We start from the raw sequence: 14,920 nt of genomic DNA on the forward strand, positions 1-14,920 counted from the left end.
TACGAGCATTCTGTTTCTGACTTACTCAGTATTCTTGATTAACGCGCAGAGCAAAGAATTATGAACCACGACTTACATCAATCTTCGAACACTTCGATTCCAAGCATAAATGCCAGCTCGGTAATTGCCCGTGCTTTGATTCTGCGAAATGTACGCTCACTTACATTCAAGTCAAAGCAGAGCAGATAATCTGGCTTCTGTACATGTGGATTGAGATAACAGTTCTCTATTAGTTCGCGCTCCATGTCGCCTAGATGTGCGACCGCCTTCATGACATTGTCGTGCACCATTTTCATATATGCTTCCTTATCCACATTGTGCAGGGCAATCTCTTCTACTGGCTTGCCTACCTGATTCGTCGCACCGTGGAATCTTGGTTCATAGGAAGTCGTCATTTTCATCTCTCTTCGTACGATGCCTGTTCTTTTGTATAAACGAGCCATAGATAAATACTGCTCCACCATTTTTCGCGTAGCCGACCGATTCACCGTTGCCAACATCCTCATCGCTCCTCATGTGAAAGTTATTAGTAATAACACAATTATGAAATATAGTTGTTTAAAATAACGTAAAATAAAAAAAGAAATGTCCTGATAAACTTGGCCTTGTGTTGTGTAAAACAACATTATAGAATGATGCTGTTCATTCTAAACAACTCACCGATAATTATTGCGAACACCTGTTCCTGTGTGATACACTGCAAGCATACCATGCTCATAAAATGAACGTCAATCTTGAATTTATGAACATATGTAAAATAAGGGTGGTAGCCATGTCCGTAACGAACAAAGAACTTGTAGGTTCCCGTATTAAGGAGCTGCGGCTCAAGCAAGGCTTATCGCAAGACGATGTTGCCTACGCGCTCGATATGAAGCGTGCCAATGTAGCCAATTATGAAGCGGGACGCACGACGCCGCCGAGCGATATCATTGGCAGACTAGCCGATCTGCTGCATACATCAAGCGATTACTTGCTAGGTCGTATCGACAATCCGATGCCGCTGGCCTTAACTTCTTCATCTGATTCTATTCCTGAGTGGGCCACATGGAAAGACAAGAAGGATTTCCGGCAGTTGCTGGAGGAAGATTCAGAAATTATGTTCGATGGCGTTCCCATCGAGGAGGAAGACCGTGAACGGGTGCTTCAAGTGTTGGAGGCCTTGTTCTGGGATGCGAAGAAGCGCAATAAGCGCAAGCCCCGGGGCTGAACATAGCTCAATGACTAACCTATCCGCGAGGTGCATCTCATGGATGTAGAGAAGATTGTACGATCATTAATTCGAAAATATAAAACGAACTGCCCTTTTCAGCTTGCGCAATATTTGAACATTCAAGTTAGAACAGCTGATCTTGGGAAGTCAACGCGCGGCCTCTATTTCCATAAGCTCCGGCGCCGCTATATTGTCATTAATTCGGAATTGCCGTTCGAATGGCAGCGATTCGTGTGTGCTCACGAGCTCGCCCATGACAGACTACATAAAGGCATCGGGCATTTCTTTACCGAACAGCATACGTTGTTCCATGTTGGCAAGTTCGAGCGCCAAGCCAATCAGTTCGCTCTTCTTCTGCTGCTGCATGATCAAGAGTGCTTACTTGGGGAAACCCGGGAAATGTACTGTGCGCGCAATGATATCCCAGCTGAACTAGCTAGGTTCCTTCCTACAGAGTCGGAGCAAGAATAAATCGGTACGAATGCCGTCACCATTTTCAGCCTACTCCACATAGTATAGGGTAATGCCGAACTATGGGTGTATGTTATCAACCTGAGAGGTGAGATCAGTTACATGAAGGCACTTGTCACCGGGATCTCCGGATTCGTAGGAAGTCATATGGCGGAATTTTTGCTGGACAAAAATGTAGAGGTAATCGGCACGATTCGCAATCGCAGCCGCCTAGAACACATTCGCCACATTCTGCCCGATATTCATCTGGCAGAATGTGAGCTCCGCGATGCATTCTCTGTAGAAACGCTCATTACAAATGAGAAGCCGGACCTTATTTTTCATTTGGCCGCTCAGAGCTTCGTCCCTACCTCCTGGAACTCGCCAGCAGATACAATCTACAACAACGTTGCGGGTCAATTGAATATCTTCGAAGCGGTAAGACGCGTTGATCTGGATTGTAAAATTCAAATTGCCTGCTCCAGTGAGGAATACGGTCATGTAGAACCGCACGAAACTCCGATACGTGAAGAAAACCCCCTCCGTCCGTTAAGTCCATATGCAGTGAGCAAAGCAGCTCAAGACTACCTTGGGTATCAATATCATAAGAGCTACGGCCTCCATGTCATCCGGACGAGAACCTTCAACCATACGGGTCCACGCCGTGGTGAACAGTTCGTTACGTCCAACTTCGCGAAGCAGATTGCCGAAATTGAGAAGGGCGTTCGTCCGCCTACTGTCCATGTCGGCAATTTGGAAGCGAAGCGCGATTTTACCGACGTGCGCGATATTGTCCGCGCTTATTGGCTCGCGCTGGAGCGGGCCGAAGCTGGAGACTGCTATAATATTGCATCCGGCTCCTGCGTAACAATTCGAGAAATGCTCGATATGCTGCTGGCTAAATCGGATATTACGATCGACATTGTGCCAGATCCAAGCCGCATGCGTCCATCCGACGTCGAAATTCTGCTTGGCGATCATTCGAAATTCACAGAACATACAGGCTGGAAGCCAGAAATCCCTCTTGATCATACCCTCGAAGACTTGCTGAACTACTGGCGCGAGCGCGTATAGACTAGCTGCAAGCCCCCGCCTAAGCCGATGCGACCGCTTCTTCCGTCCACTGAGGTCGGTCGCATATTCTTTCTCTTCGATCCATATGGAACGGATGAATATGGTAGAATAGAGGATAAGGAAAGGAATCATCTATTTATTTATGCAGAGGAGGACAAGCATCATGAAGAATGTTTGGAAGAAGCTAATGAAGAAAGGCTTTTCGGTTGAGCTCGACCAACTTCCACAAAACAAGCAGCAGTTTTTAGATGAAATTGAGCGTTATTGCGTACAAGAGAAGGTTAACTACAAGTTTATTGAATATGATCGACCTGCCGTTATTTCAATTGATGATGTCGTGTATAAATGCCATGTCGAGAATGCCGGAAGACCCGGTTTCGTCCTTCATTTCAAAGAAGTATAAATACAAGAAATACGTACATAGAGCGTTGAAATTGCGGCGAGCCTCTTTTTATCCGAGATCGCCGCTTTTGGTTAGTAATTACAATTAGTAAAAAAAGAAAAAGAGCCTCTAACAGACTCTTTTCATATAGTAAAATATGGTATAATCACTAGGACAACGAAAACGGTTTAAGGGCAGGAGGCGCCATCTTCAGAGAAAGAAGGTCCATCATTTTCTTTCGAGGAGGTGAGTGCCGTGACAATGTATGAGGCATTGACATTAATGCTGTCATTCGGAACATTTGTTATCCTGATGCTGTCCTTCCATAAAAAGAAGTAACCCGTCCGCCTCTTTCCAAGCCGCAGGTTACTTCCTACCTAAACGCCCCCGCTCTTATAGCGGTAGTTGTCACGGGGATCGTGTTCCAGCACGATCCCCTGTTATATTAGCATATTACAATTTATTCCTCAAGCGCTCTTATGATGCTCCTTTCACTCCAGAGCAAATAAAGTGCCTTTTGTCACAATTCTTTTGTATTGTAGCGGGCGATGGGAATACTCCGGTCGCTTCTGCCACACTTCCGAGGTAACTCTCGGTTGTCTGTCGAACACTCGCACCCTTTTGTTCGTTTCACTTACAAAACTCAATTGGATTACAATCAAAAATTTCATCTTTGTCACGAGCTACCGAAACAGATTCATTTTGATTTTGGTCATAAAAGACGAAAAAAAGCTTTCTACGTGGACTATTATTAATAATTAACTCAACTTCTTTTTGTTGAATTTTATCGCTATTATTTTTTCTCAAAATAATTACAATAACACCATCTGTTGTTTGTTTTTCACTTTCTCTCGAACCTAATGTATATGGTAAATCGTTTTCTTGAATAATTTTTTGAATCTCATTCTGTATAGACATCTGCGTTCTGTGAGTGGGTGTTACAAAGAAATCATGTATGTCCCCAGAGTATGTAATAATTACTGGGGTTACAATAAATGAGAATAAGAAACTGCAGAGAGCAGTCATAACTAGATAATAGTTCTTCTTGTTCCTGTTTAAAAGAAACAAATATACACTATATGCACTGATAATAATCAATAATAAAAAACATTGTACTCCTCTGGGGCCTGGATTATAGACTACAAATGGGCGCTTTCCGAAACTAATTAAAATATTTATGACTAAAGCACAGCTAATCGGTCCAAGACCAATACTAACAAGCACCGAGAATATCGCTAAAGCAATTCTCAACTTTTTATCCCCTCCTTCCATAGTGTTTATTCGGATAAAATAAATTAAAAATGAATAGACACTATACGTTTCTTAAATTTCCAATCATATTAGAATTCAGTGACATTGAAAAGGGGTACCCCAAATGAGTCTTATAGTTGGACAACGTTCGCTCGCGCATCCTTTCAGATTACTTTTCCGTTCCAAATAAAAAAAGCGCCTTGCGGCGCACTTTTTTCATTTGGAGCGGGTGATGGGAATACTCCGGCTACTTCCGCCACACTTATTTGTGGCTCTCGTTTATGCCGGACGCTCGCGCTGACTCGTATTTCACAGTAGCATTGCAGCGCGGTACTCAACATGTCTGATTGAAAAATGGAGCCTTCCGGCTCCAGTGGTTTATTGTTCATGTTGACGCTCGTCCTACTCATGTATCTCCTCGATGTCTTTACGGACGGTCGAACCCTGGGGTTCGCTCCCCATCCAACTTTCCGGTCCAAATAAAAAAGCGCCTCTCGGCGCACTTTTTTTAATTTGGAGCGGGTGATGGGAATACTCCGGCTACTTCTGCCACACTTCCGTGGTGGCTCTCGTTTATGCCGGACGCTCGCGCTGATTCGTATTTCACAGTAGCATTGCAGCGCGGTACTCAACATGTCTGATTGAAAAATGGAGCCTTCCGGCTCCAATGGTTTATTGTTCATGTTGACGCTCGTCCTACTCCTGTATTTCCTCGATGTCTTTACGGACGGTCGAACCCTTGGGGTTCGCTTCCCATCCTTTCTACGCTCCATAACAAAAAAAGCGCCCTTCGGCGCATTTCATTTGTTATGGAGCGGGTGATGGGAATCGAACCCACGCCGGCGGCTTGGGAAGCCGCTGTTCTACCATTGAACTACACCCGCATATAAAAAAACACTCGTTCCAGAATACCTGATAGGAGTGTAATAAGATGGTCGGGACGACACGATTTGAACATGCGACCCCCTGGTCCCAAACCAGGTGCTCTACCAAGCTGAGCTACGTCCCGACATATATTGCACGTCACATCAAGTGACAAGAATTAATATAGCACAGCCCATTCTGTTGCGCAATACGTTTTCACCTTCGGAATCATAATTATTTTCGATCAATGATCCATCATCATAGGGTTCTAATTATCTACAATGCCGTGCTTCAATGCATATCGCGTAAGCTGCACACGATTCTCCAAATGCAGCTTCTGCATAATGTTTTTTAGATGATTCTTCACGGTATGCTCAGATAGGGACAACTGTCCCGCAATGACCCGGTTCGATTCCCCCTTCGCTACACGCTCCAAAATTTCACGCTCACGAGTCGTTAACGGGGTCGATGACGGAATCTTGCTCTCGCCCTTCACAGAAAATTCCTGCAATAAGCGAAACGCCAGTTCCTTCGACATCGGCGCCTCATCAATGGCAATCGCACGCAAATACTCATGCCATGCGGAAGGCTGTAAATTTTTGAGCAAATAGCCCTGCGCCCCTTTTTTCAATGCCTCGAACAAGTGAGTAATATCATCCGATACCGTCACCATCACGATTTTCACATAGGGGAACTGCTCTTTGATCCGCTTGGTAGCTTCCAATCCGTCCATAACAGGCATGGAAATATCCATCAATATCAAGTCCGGCATGACTTGATCCGTCATACGAAGTGCATCTTCTCCATTCACAGCCTCACCTACAACGACGAATGCAGGATCAATCGCTAAAATATCCCGCATCCCCTCACGCGCATGGGCATTATCGTCGGCGATTAACACCCGAAAACAATGCTGCTTCTCCATCCCATGTTCCGCATTCACGCTAGTTCCCTCTCCTTCCGCCAACTTCATTAACTTGCAATACGCACTACCGTCACGTCACCATCTCGTTCCAAAGACAAGCTCCACCCCATATCGGTCGTGCGGTCGCGTACCATCTTCAATCCATACTTCCCCTTCTGTGCAAAAGGCTCTCCTGCAAATCCGATCCCATCGTCCCGAATGTCGCAGACAAATCCTTCAGCCACAGGCTGCGCTATGATCCATACTCGTTTCGCCTCTGCATGCTTGCGCACATTCAGCAGCGCCTCGCGGACAGCCGACAACAGTGCGATTTTCTCTTTCAATGACAATTGATCTTCAGGCAGCTCCCACTTCACGTCCAGTGTCCAATCCGTATCCTTTCGAATATCCTCGATCATCGTAACGAGTTGATCCGACCAGCATACATTCATCTCTTCAGGGACAGTTTGCAAATTAGCGATGGACAGGCGCACATCATCATATACATGACGAACCGTCTGTCGGAGCTTGTCCAGCTGCTCTGGCTGCTGTTCGGTTGAAGCTGTCTCCAGCCGATCAATCTTCACCGACAGCATGAACAATGATTGTGAAATTCCATCATGCAGCTCTTGTGCCAATTTGCTCCGCTCCTCCAAGGCCGCCTTCGTCTGCTGCTCACGCTGCAGCTTCTTATTCGTATCATCCAGCAGCTTGAATAAGCGAGTCAGCAGTGTGGCCGACACGATAAAAACAATGGCAGGGGCGAGCCAATTCCCAACCTCCATGGAAACGTAAGGGAGCAGGAACGAGTGGCGCATATATTCCCATAGTCCAATTGTAATCGTAGGAATCCATAGAATCAGATGTTTAATCGTACGATCCTTCAAGATAGTTTTCGCTCCATTCTATGTTCGGTATCATCCATGCGCATCTATTCCTATTGTAATGAAAAAAGCATGCGGTCACCAGTTCATAACCGCACGCCTATCTGTCTTACCTATTCATCATATTACGATTGCAATAATTTCGGTGCGCTCGTTGATTCTCGAATCACGATCTCCGACTCTAGACGAGCACTGATACTGCGCTTATTCGTTCCATTAATCTGCTTTATAAGCAAATCAACAGCAACTTTGCCGATTTGGTGAGCTGGCTGTCGCATCGTTGTCAACTGCGGACGCAGTTGGGAGGCGATGACTTGATCATCATAGCCGATTACAGACATATCATCTGGCACCTTGTAACCAGCCTGCCAGAGTGCATTGATGGCGCCAATCGCCGTGAAATCATCAGCCGCGAACAGCGCCGTCGGCATACAACCTGCATGCAGCCATCGCTGTACAGCATCATAGCCGGATTGAATGCAGAACTTGCCATCCTCAATTGCAAAAGGTTCGAGGCCTGCGTCACTCATTGCATCCCTGAAACCCCTTTCACGTTCAAGTGCACTTAAGAAGAACCGCGGCCCACGAATATGAGCGATCGATCGATGTCCCAAATCAATAAGATGCTTCGTTGCATCATATCCACCTTTATAATTATCCACATTCACGTTGGTCACAGAAGGCTGGATTGTCTGATTGTCAATAAGTACGAACGGGATTTTACGTTTTTTTAGTTCTACCACGTAAGGTTCCTCATGTACCGCAGATAGAATCAGCATTCCATCCACGCGATCCTCTTGGATTAAGTCCGTACCCACCCCTTGTTCCATCGGCTCTGATGCAACCGATAGTGCTAAGTAATAACCATGATCCTTTAACAGTGAGTACACCGATTGCACGATACTATCCAGAAATGAATCCTGCAAGGTAGTGACAATCATCCCTATGACACCTGTTTTCCCCTTCGCAAGGCTTCGAGCTGCTGCGTTCGGGTGGTAATCCAGCTCCTTCATCGCTTGAAGAACCTTGACCCGATTCTTCTCTCGAACCGTCTTCGCGTTATTTAGGACACGGGATACCGTCACTACAGATAAACCTGATTTCTTAGCCACATCAAATATACTGACCTTCATATCCTTCTCCCCTCATGATCGATCATTAGATATGGAAAGGCACAAATCTCTATGTAACCATCATAACTAACTTTAAAGCGTTATTCCATTAAAACTCCTGTGATATCCGCCATTTCACGCCTTTTTTAGTAAATCTTTAGCTAGGAACGGCCCTTCTTCTTACGGATTGAACTTCTTTATGAAACGAATAAAGAAAATCCCCGTATGAATAATACTAAAAGGGATTGATAATCCCCTTCAACTCTAGATAAGTGTTCAAAAGGAGCTGGCATTCATGATCGTAGTAACGACCGAACGCATTGCAAATTATGAGGTATCCGAAGTATTGGGAACGGCATTTGGCGTAGTTGTTCGAGCACGCGGTATCGGCGGGGACATTATGGCATCTTTGAAAGGTCTCGTGGGCGGTGAAGTCAAGCAGTACACTCAAATGATCGAGGATGCTCGCCGACAAGCAATGGATCGCATGATCGAGAATGCGCACGCAATGGGTGGAGACGGAATCATCATGATGCGCTTCGATAGCGGCGATGTCGGCCAGAATATGAGTGAAATTGTAGCTTACGGAACGGTTGTTAAGTTGAGAGCGGTGCATTCCTAATGGATGAGGTTGTACATTTCTTCAAAATCGCTCTTGTGGTGTACGGCCTGCCCTTGATCGGCCTTGTCATCCTGATCGTGATCGGCAAAAAATATTTCGACAAACGCTATAAGCAGTACGATAATCCATTGGATGCCATTGGGGTCTCAGGCGATTTTACGCCGACGAAAGAGATCTTTATCGATCCGAGGGATGGCTTGAAATATCAAGTGTATTACAACCCGAAGACAGGCGAACGCAAGTACGTTCGCATGCAGTAGTAGCCTATTCATATTTTATTTCTAACCTAAGAAAGACCGCTCAGCCATAGCTGGAGCGGTCTTTGTATGTTCTTATCGTGAAGGAGCTTTCACATTCCTTTACGAATTTTTCTTATGAATCGATACTTCAGGTGTCGTCATTTGATCATAGAAGTCCAAGTATTTGTCCCGATCATCAGAAGCAAGCAGCGCCATGGCGGAACGAGGATGTTCATCAAGCGTACCTGTAATCAAGTATGGAATCAGGTAACCCCATTCCCACTTATCACGCATCGGAATCATGTATTTCTCAAGGAAGCCAAGCACAGATCGAAGCTGGTATTTGCTGTTCTTCAAATGAGTCAGTAGAGCTTCTGTCGGACAGTTGCCCGCTCCACGCCCCATCCCGTATATGGAAGCATCCAGCATTTCAACCCCAAGCTCTGCAGCAACAAGCGTATTCGAGAAAGCAAGCTGCATATTATTATGGGTATGAACACCGATTCGCTTGTTCGGCAAATGCTCTTTAAATTTATTCACGAGGAAATGAATATCATTATGATCAAGGCTGCCGTAGGAATCTACGACGTATACCACATCAACGACACTCTCTTTGATCATCGAAAATGCTTCGATAAGATCATTCTCCATCACATTTGACAGCGCCATAATATTGATCGTTGTTTCATATCCGCGATCATGGAACGTACGTACCAAATCCAGCGCCTTGTCCACATCCTTGATGTAGCAAGCAACCCGGATCAAGTCCAACATACTCTCATTGCGCGGTAGAATGTCGTTCTCATCCACACGGCCGATATCTACAAGTGCGGATAGCTTCGTAGTACCCTTCTGCGGAATGACAGTACGTAAAAAATCGTCATTCAAAAATCGCCATGGGCCTGCTTCGTCAGCGCCTTTGAGCAGTTTAGGCGAATTTTTGTAGCCGATTTCCATATAGTCGACGCCAGCATCATTCAATGATGCGTATAAGCTTTGCACGAACTCGACGCTGAAGTCCCAATTGTTTACTAGACCACCATCGCGAATTGTGCAGTCGACAATTTTGCAGTGATTCGTTTTCATTCCGCTATCTCCTTTGCCAAATGTTTTCTCTCCATTCTAATGGAAACAAACTCATAAAGCAAAGCAAAAAAGCTTCATTTTCGTGTCGTTTTCATAGATTTCGATAAATTATCTACAATTTAATCCTTTTTCTATGAAAAAAATCACATGTAATTTTTCTTCCATTGTGCTACATTCAATGTAAATCCAATTGATACCGATTATCATTATAAATAAGAACATAACGAGTTAATCATAGATTGATATTGATATGTTGAAGAAAGAAGGATTAACATGCGCCCAACTAATTGTGAGATGCTCGGACAAAATGCCTCCTTATGCGAATTGAAGCCTGGCCAGCGTGCATGTATTTGTGATTTGTCCAAAGTCCATGCATCGGTCTGCCATCGCCTGCGTGATCTGGGCATTACAGAAGGAACCCATGTAGAGCTGAAGCGTACCAGCTTGTTCGGCGGCCCGCTTACCCTAGAAGCTAACGGCCAATTGTTCGGCATTCGCCAAAACGAGGCTCGCTCTATCGGGGTGAATGGCGCATGAGTACTTGTACCACCGCACTCGTAGGCAATCCGAATACAGGTAAGACTTCCTTATTCAATGCTCTCACCCGCTCTTACGAATATGTAGGCAACTGGACTGGCGTAACGGTAGAGAAGAAGGTCGGCCACCTGCATCGCAATTCAGGCACGCTCATCGACCTTCCCGGCATCTACTCGCTGCAGCCGATGTCGCGTGACGAGAGCGTCGCTGTAAGCTACCTGCTCCACGAACGGCCAGATACGATCTTGAATGTTGTCGATGCTTCACAGCTCGAACGCAACTTATATTTAACCATACAACTACTGGAATATGGACTTCCCGTGCACATTGCGCTGAATATGAACGACGTGGCACAGGGCCGCGGCATTCACATTCATACGCAGAAGCTGTCCAAGGCACTTCATGCCCCCTTGATTCCCGTCAACGCTAGACGAAAGCAAGGAATTCACGATATTTTGCAGCATATCAATCACCCCGCCCAAGATACAGCGAGGGAAGACGGAGATCCGTTCCAACTCGACTATGGGGAAATTACGGAACTCGCTATTCAGCGTATGTCGGAGTACTTACCACCTAAAGATGGGGTACCTTCAAGATGGATTGCGCTGCAGTATCTGGAACAGAACAATACCGTTCGTGAATGGGTTCACAGCGGATTAAATCAGGAGATGAATGATAAGCTCCTGCATATATGCAATGCAGCAGAACAGCAGCTACAACAGCAGGGCATCGCGCTGCACATGGCACAGCATATTCGTGCGGTGCGCACTGCCTTTATTCGTGAGGTCTGTGCAGAAGCGATTGACAGTACGAAGGAGAAATCCGTAACCTTGACGGAGCGCATCGATGCCATTGTTACAAATCGCTGGCTAGGCATTCCGATCTTTCTCGGCATTATGTTCCTCATGTTCAAGGCGACATTCGAATGGATTGGAACTCCAACGTCGGATGCATTGGATGCCTTCTTCTCCGGACCCGTAACGGACAGCGCAGCATCCATATTGAATGCGATTGGCGTGTCACCATTTACCCATGCGCTGATCGAAGAAGGGATTATTGCTGGTGTTGGCGGCGTACTCGTATTCGTCCCGCAAATCTTCATCCTGTTCTTATTCATTTCCTTTATTGAGGATTCGGGATATATGGCTCGTGTGACCATCGTCATGGACCGGCTTATGGAAGCCGTTGGTCTGAACGGCAAGGCATTCATTCCATTTGTCATCGGCTTCGGGTGCAACGTTCCTGGCATCATGGCCGCTCGTACGATTGAGCAGCCGCGCGAACGGCTTGTCACTACTTTGCTCGTTCCACTGATGTCATGCTCTGCCCGCTTGTCCGTTTATGCCTTGTTTGCCGGTGTCTTTTTTAAGAGTCATCAAGCACTTGTCGTGCTGTCCCTCTATGTGATGGGAATTGCACTCTCCCTGCTGCTGGCCAAGCTGTTCACCAAGCGGATGATGAAGGAGGAGCAGAGCATTTTCGTTATTGAGCTGCCACCTTATCGGCTGCCACAATGGCAGACTTTGTTCCGCAGCACATGGGAGAAAGGGAAAGGATTCGTACGCAAAGCAGGTACCTTCATTCTTGGAGGCTCCGTGCTCATCTGGCTCATGACATATGCAGGACCAGGCGGATTCGGAGTTGAGATGGACGACTCCTTCCTGGCGATGATTGGCGGCGTGCTTGCCCCATTGTTCGCTCCGCTCGGCTTCGCCACATGGCAAGCGGGGGCTTCTTTAATTACCGGGTTTCTTGCCAAGGAAGTCGTTGTGTCCACGATGAATATCATTTATCACGCACCAGACACGGCTATGCTTGAATCCCAGATCGCAGGGGCATTCACCCCGTTGTCCGCGTATGCCTTTTGTGCCTTCGTGCTGCTGTATGTTCCTTGTCTTGCAACAGTGGGCATTATTAAGAAAGAAACCGCATCATGGCGCTGGACATGGTTCTCCATCGGCTATGCCCTACTTATCGCCTATGTTGTCGCACTCATCATTACGGGAGTCGGTAGACTTCTCGGATTTTCATAGAACAGGTGGTGAATCGCATGTCGTGGCCGGAAATTGGCATTGTGATGATCATATTTGCGTATGCACTGTGGATGGTTGTACGCCACGTGCGTAAATCGAAGCAAGGAGCTTGTGCTTCATGCGCATTGAACCGCTCCTGCTCATCCGGATGCTCCACACAACCACATCCAAATGCAGCTGACGCTGACTAATAGCTGTAATGACAAGAACAGTAGCCGAGATGAACCTCGTGCTACTGTTCTTTGTTGTTTACCTCTATAATTGCTGCATGCTCCTCGCTCCATGCCCAGTCCCTAATTAGGCAGCATACACCTCATGCGAAGATAGCTGTTACCATTCCTTACTCTCTACCACAACAAAAACTCCATTACTCGTACAAGCTTATCAATTCATCAACAAGCTCGCCTACATACGATACAGCTTCTCGGATCGTATTCGTATCGGACATATCCACACCGGCCAGCTTCATCAGCTCCAATGGAGGCAAGGAACCGCCTGCCTTCAGCGCCGTCAGCCAACGTTCTACTGCCGGCTGTCCTTCCTCGCGGATGCGCTTGGCTGCTGCCGTCGATGCTGTTAAACCTGCTGAATACGTATATGGATATAAAGACATGTAATAATGCGGCTGACGCATCCAAGTCAGTTCCGAACCTGGATCCATCACAACGGCATCGCCCCAGAAATCGCTCTGGACCTGCCCCTTCAGCTGCGACAGCAGATCAGCCGTAAGCGGCTCTCCCTGTGAAGCAAGCTCATATACCCTGCGCTGCATCTCACCTTCGAGCAAATGCGTTACAAAATTATGATAATACGTATTCAGCAGCTGCGTAATAATCCAGCGTCTCATCCGAGGATCATTCGACGACTGACGGAACAAGTAGTCAGCCAGCAGCATCTCGTTCATGGTGGACGGAGCCTCGATAAAATAAAGCGATGGACGTGTATTGGATATCCGCTGATGTTTATGTGCCAGCATGAAGTGCCCCGCATGGCCCAACTCATGAGCCAGAGTGAATGCTCCTCGCATGCTTCCTGTCCATGTCATCAATATGTAGGAATGGGAATCATAAATTGATGAGCAGAATGCCCCTGTTGACTTGCCTACATTATCCGCATAGTCAATCCAGCGATTTTGGATGGCATCCTGCATAATTGCCATGTACTCCGGCCCCATGACCTGCAGCGCCTCTACTACCTGCTGCGCTGCTGTCTCGAACGAAACTTCCGGATCGTATTCAGGGTCGAATGGCGCCTTCAGATCACTAAAGCGGAGTTCCTCAAGACCGAGAACACGTTTCTTGAGCTTTGCCCATTTCCGCATGTGCGGAGCCAGCTCGGCTTGAATCGTATCTAAAATAGCGTGATACATCTGCTGTGTCACTTGTTGTTTATGCAACAGCATATCGGTTACATGATCATAGCCGCGAAGCTTCGCCAGCACGACTTGCTTCTTCACTTCTGTTGCATATGAAGCTGCAACCCCGTTGCGATATGAATGCAGCGTTTCGGAAAATGACCGGAATGCTTCTCTGCGCAAGTATGTATTCGGAGACTCCACATATCGATTCTCAAATAATGCAAAAGATAGCGGGTACGTCGTACCCTCCTGATCGGTAATTGATTCGAACGACATGTCCGAAAGCTTGATCTGATTATAAATTTTGTACGGAGCTCCTAAGACGTTGTCAAGCGCTGCGAGCGTCAATTCCGTCTCGCTGCTCAGCCGATATGGCTTCTTGCTTGCAATCTGATCCAAATAGGGCTTGAATTCCAGAAGCTTAGGCTCTTCTTCATAATATGCAGGCAATGCATCGTCGCTCATGTCACTAAATTCAGACTCGAAGAAGGATAGAGCAACGGACACTTCAGCCATCATATCCTGCGCACGGCTGTTATTTCCCTGATTCACTGGATTCGTGCTGTCTTCCGTCAACCGCAAATGTGCATAACTGCCGCATAACTGTGCACGGCTCCAAATGACATCCATTGCTTCCAGACAAGCCAGCAATGTACCAGCACCCTCATGCAATTTGCCTGTGAAGCGGGTGACTGAACTCAAATCAGCTGTAATCGCTTGCAATTCCTCAAGCCATTTTGCTTCGGATTCGAATAAATCCTCCAATCTCCATGTCGCTTCCAGAGGGACTTCTGATCGTTTCATACGCGTTGCTTGCGTCGCCATTCGTCCATCGCTCCTTTTCCCAAAAGTGGTAGTTGTGCATACTGTTATTCTACTACGATTCCTCCCTCCTTGCGAATCGAGATTGATTAT

Annotated in this window: 18 protein-coding genes and 2 tRNA genes; 10 read left to right on the forward strand and 10 right to left on the reverse strand. The window is 46.6% G+C overall.

Annotated features, from left to right (window positions below; translation table 11 throughout):
- Positions 1–77: 77 nt before the first annotated feature.
- Positions 78–500 (reverse strand): ArpU family phage packaging/lysis transcriptional regulator, encoded by a 423-nt coding sequence (locus PBN151_RS00160; RefSeq protein WP_021254542.1) that lies wholly within the window; start codon positions 498–500, stop codon positions 78–80.
- Positions 501–772: 272 nt separating this feature from the next.
- Between PBN151_RS00160 and PBN151_RS00165 the strand changes: the two genes are divergently transcribed.
- The 5 genes from PBN151_RS00165 to PBN151_RS32465 all read left to right on the forward strand — a co-directional run bounded on the left by PBN151_RS00165 (position 773) and on the right by PBN151_RS32465 (position 3,455).
- Positions 773–1,207 carry a helix-turn-helix domain-containing protein gene (locus tag PBN151_RS00165; RefSeq protein WP_072727186.1) on the forward strand — a complete coding sequence of 145 codons (435 nt, stop codon included), beginning with the start codon at positions 773–775 and terminating at the stop codon, positions 1,205–1,207.
- Between the two features lie 39 nt (positions 1,208–1,246).
- Positions 1,247–1,681: an ImmA/IrrE family metallo-endopeptidase gene (locus PBN151_RS00170; protein ID WP_072727187.1), complete on the forward strand. Its 435-nt coding sequence runs from the start codon at positions 1,247–1,249 to the stop codon at positions 1,679–1,681.
- Positions 1,682–1,783: 102 nt separating this feature from the next.
- Entirely contained in the window at positions 1,784–2,734 is a 951-nt protein-coding gene (locus PBN151_RS00175; RefSeq protein ID WP_072727188.1) for a GDP-mannose 4,6-dehydratase, read from the forward strand.
- Positions 2,735–2,897: 163 nt separating this feature from the next.
- Positions 2,898–3,137: a DUF4318 domain-containing protein gene (locus tag PBN151_RS00180; protein WP_083544736.1), complete on the forward strand. Its 240-nt coding sequence runs from the start codon at positions 2,898–2,900 to the stop codon at positions 3,135–3,137.
- Between the two features lie 240 nt (positions 3,138–3,377).
- On the forward strand, positions 3,378–3,455 hold the full coding sequence (locus PBN151_RS32465; protein ID WP_227774339.1) for a putative holin-like toxin: 78 nt from the start codon (positions 3,378–3,380) through the stop codon (positions 3,453–3,455).
- 291 nt (positions 3,456–3,746) lie between these two features.
- On the opposite strand, the gene PBN151_RS00185 is transcribed toward PBN151_RS32465, so the two are convergent.
- From PBN151_RS00185 to PBN151_RS00215, 7 genes are all read right to left on the reverse strand, one after another.
- Positions 3,747–4,367 carry a hypothetical protein gene (locus tag PBN151_RS00185; protein WP_072727189.1) on the reverse strand — a complete coding sequence of 207 codons (621 nt, stop codon included), beginning with the start codon at positions 4,365–4,367 and terminating at the stop codon, positions 3,747–3,749.
- Between the two features lie 164 nt (positions 4,368–4,531).
- Positions 4,532–4,777, reverse strand: a complete 246-nt coding sequence (locus PBN151_RS00190; protein ID WP_072727190.1) for a hypothetical protein — start codon at positions 4,775–4,777, stop codon at positions 4,532–4,534.
- Positions 4,778–5,177: 400 nt separating this feature from the next.
- Positions 5,178–5,251 (reverse strand) — tRNA-Gly (locus PBN151_RS00195).
- A 48-nt stretch (positions 5,252–5,299) separates the two neighbouring features.
- Positions 5,300–5,376 (reverse strand) — tRNA-Pro (locus PBN151_RS00200).
- A 123-nt stretch (positions 5,377–5,499) separates the two neighbouring features.
- The gene (locus PBN151_RS00205) at positions 5,500–6,156 is read right to left on the reverse strand and encodes a response regulator (RefSeq protein WP_072727696.1); all 657 of its coding nucleotides are present in this window, start codon (positions 6,154–6,156) and stop codon (positions 5,500–5,502) included.
- A 47-nt stretch (positions 6,157–6,203) separates the two neighbouring features.
- A complete protein-coding gene (locus PBN151_RS00210; protein WP_072727191.1) occupies positions 6,204–7,022 on the reverse strand; it encodes a sensor histidine kinase in 819 nt (272 codons plus the stop codon).
- A gap of 122 nt (positions 7,023–7,144) precedes the next feature.
- Positions 7,145–8,152: a LacI family DNA-binding transcriptional regulator gene (locus PBN151_RS00215; RefSeq protein ID WP_072727192.1), complete on the reverse strand. Its 1,008-nt coding sequence runs from the start codon at positions 8,150–8,152 to the stop codon at positions 7,145–7,147.
- A 274-nt stretch (positions 8,153–8,426) separates the two neighbouring features.
- Between PBN151_RS00215 and PBN151_RS00220 the strand changes: the two genes are divergently transcribed.
- Positions 8,427–8,753 (forward strand): YbjQ family protein, encoded by a 327-nt coding sequence (locus tag PBN151_RS00220; RefSeq protein ID WP_021254534.1) that lies wholly within the window; start codon positions 8,427–8,429, stop codon positions 8,751–8,753.
- Positions 8,753–9,013, forward strand: coding sequence for an HD family phosphohydrolase (locus PBN151_RS00225; RefSeq protein ID WP_072727193.1), 261 nt, complete (start codon positions 8,753–8,755; stop codon positions 9,011–9,013). Before PBN151_RS00220 ends, PBN151_RS00225 begins: the two co-directional genes overlap by 1 nt.
- Before the next feature lie 99 nt (positions 9,014–9,112).
- On the opposite strand, the gene PBN151_RS00230 is transcribed toward PBN151_RS00225, so the two are convergent.
- Positions 9,113–10,078, reverse strand: a complete 966-nt coding sequence (locus PBN151_RS00230; protein ID WP_072727194.1) for an aldolase catalytic domain-containing protein — start codon at positions 10,076–10,078, stop codon at positions 9,113–9,115.
- A gap of 273 nt (positions 10,079–10,351) precedes the next feature.
- On the opposite strand from PBN151_RS00230, the gene PBN151_RS00235 reads away from it, so the two are divergent.
- Genes PBN151_RS00235 through PBN151_RS00245 form a run of 3 tightly spaced genes read left to right on the forward strand, consistent with a single transcriptional unit; the run spans position 10,352 to position 12,839 of the window.
- Positions 10,352–10,615: a FeoA family protein gene (locus PBN151_RS00235; RefSeq protein ID WP_083544738.1), complete on the forward strand. Its 264-nt coding sequence runs from the start codon at positions 10,352–10,354 to the stop codon at positions 10,613–10,615.
- Positions 10,612–12,648, forward strand: a complete 2,037-nt coding sequence (feoB, locus tag PBN151_RS00240; protein ID WP_072727195.1) for a ferrous iron transport protein B — start codon at positions 10,612–10,614, stop codon at positions 12,646–12,648. The genes PBN151_RS00235 and feoB overlap by 4 nt, the downstream gene beginning before the upstream one ends.
- Before the next feature lie 17 nt (positions 12,649–12,665).
- Complete coding sequence (locus PBN151_RS00245) at positions 12,666–12,839, forward strand: FeoB-associated Cys-rich membrane protein (RefSeq protein WP_021254529.1); 174 nt, start codon at positions 12,666–12,668, stop codon at positions 12,837–12,839.
- A gap of 176 nt (positions 12,840–13,015) precedes the next feature.
- On the opposite strand, the gene pepF is transcribed toward PBN151_RS00245, so the two are convergent.
- Positions 13,016–14,830, reverse strand: coding sequence for an oligoendopeptidase F (pepF, locus tag PBN151_RS00250; protein ID WP_072727196.1), 1,815 nt, complete (start codon positions 14,828–14,830; stop codon positions 13,016–13,018).
- Positions 14,831–14,920 lie beyond the last annotated feature (90 nt).

It is taken from the genome of Paenibacillus sp. NAIST15-1 (assembly GCF_001894745.1).
GTDB lineage: Bacteria > Bacillota > Bacilli > Paenibacillales > Paenibacillaceae > Paenibacillus_B > Paenibacillus_B suaedae.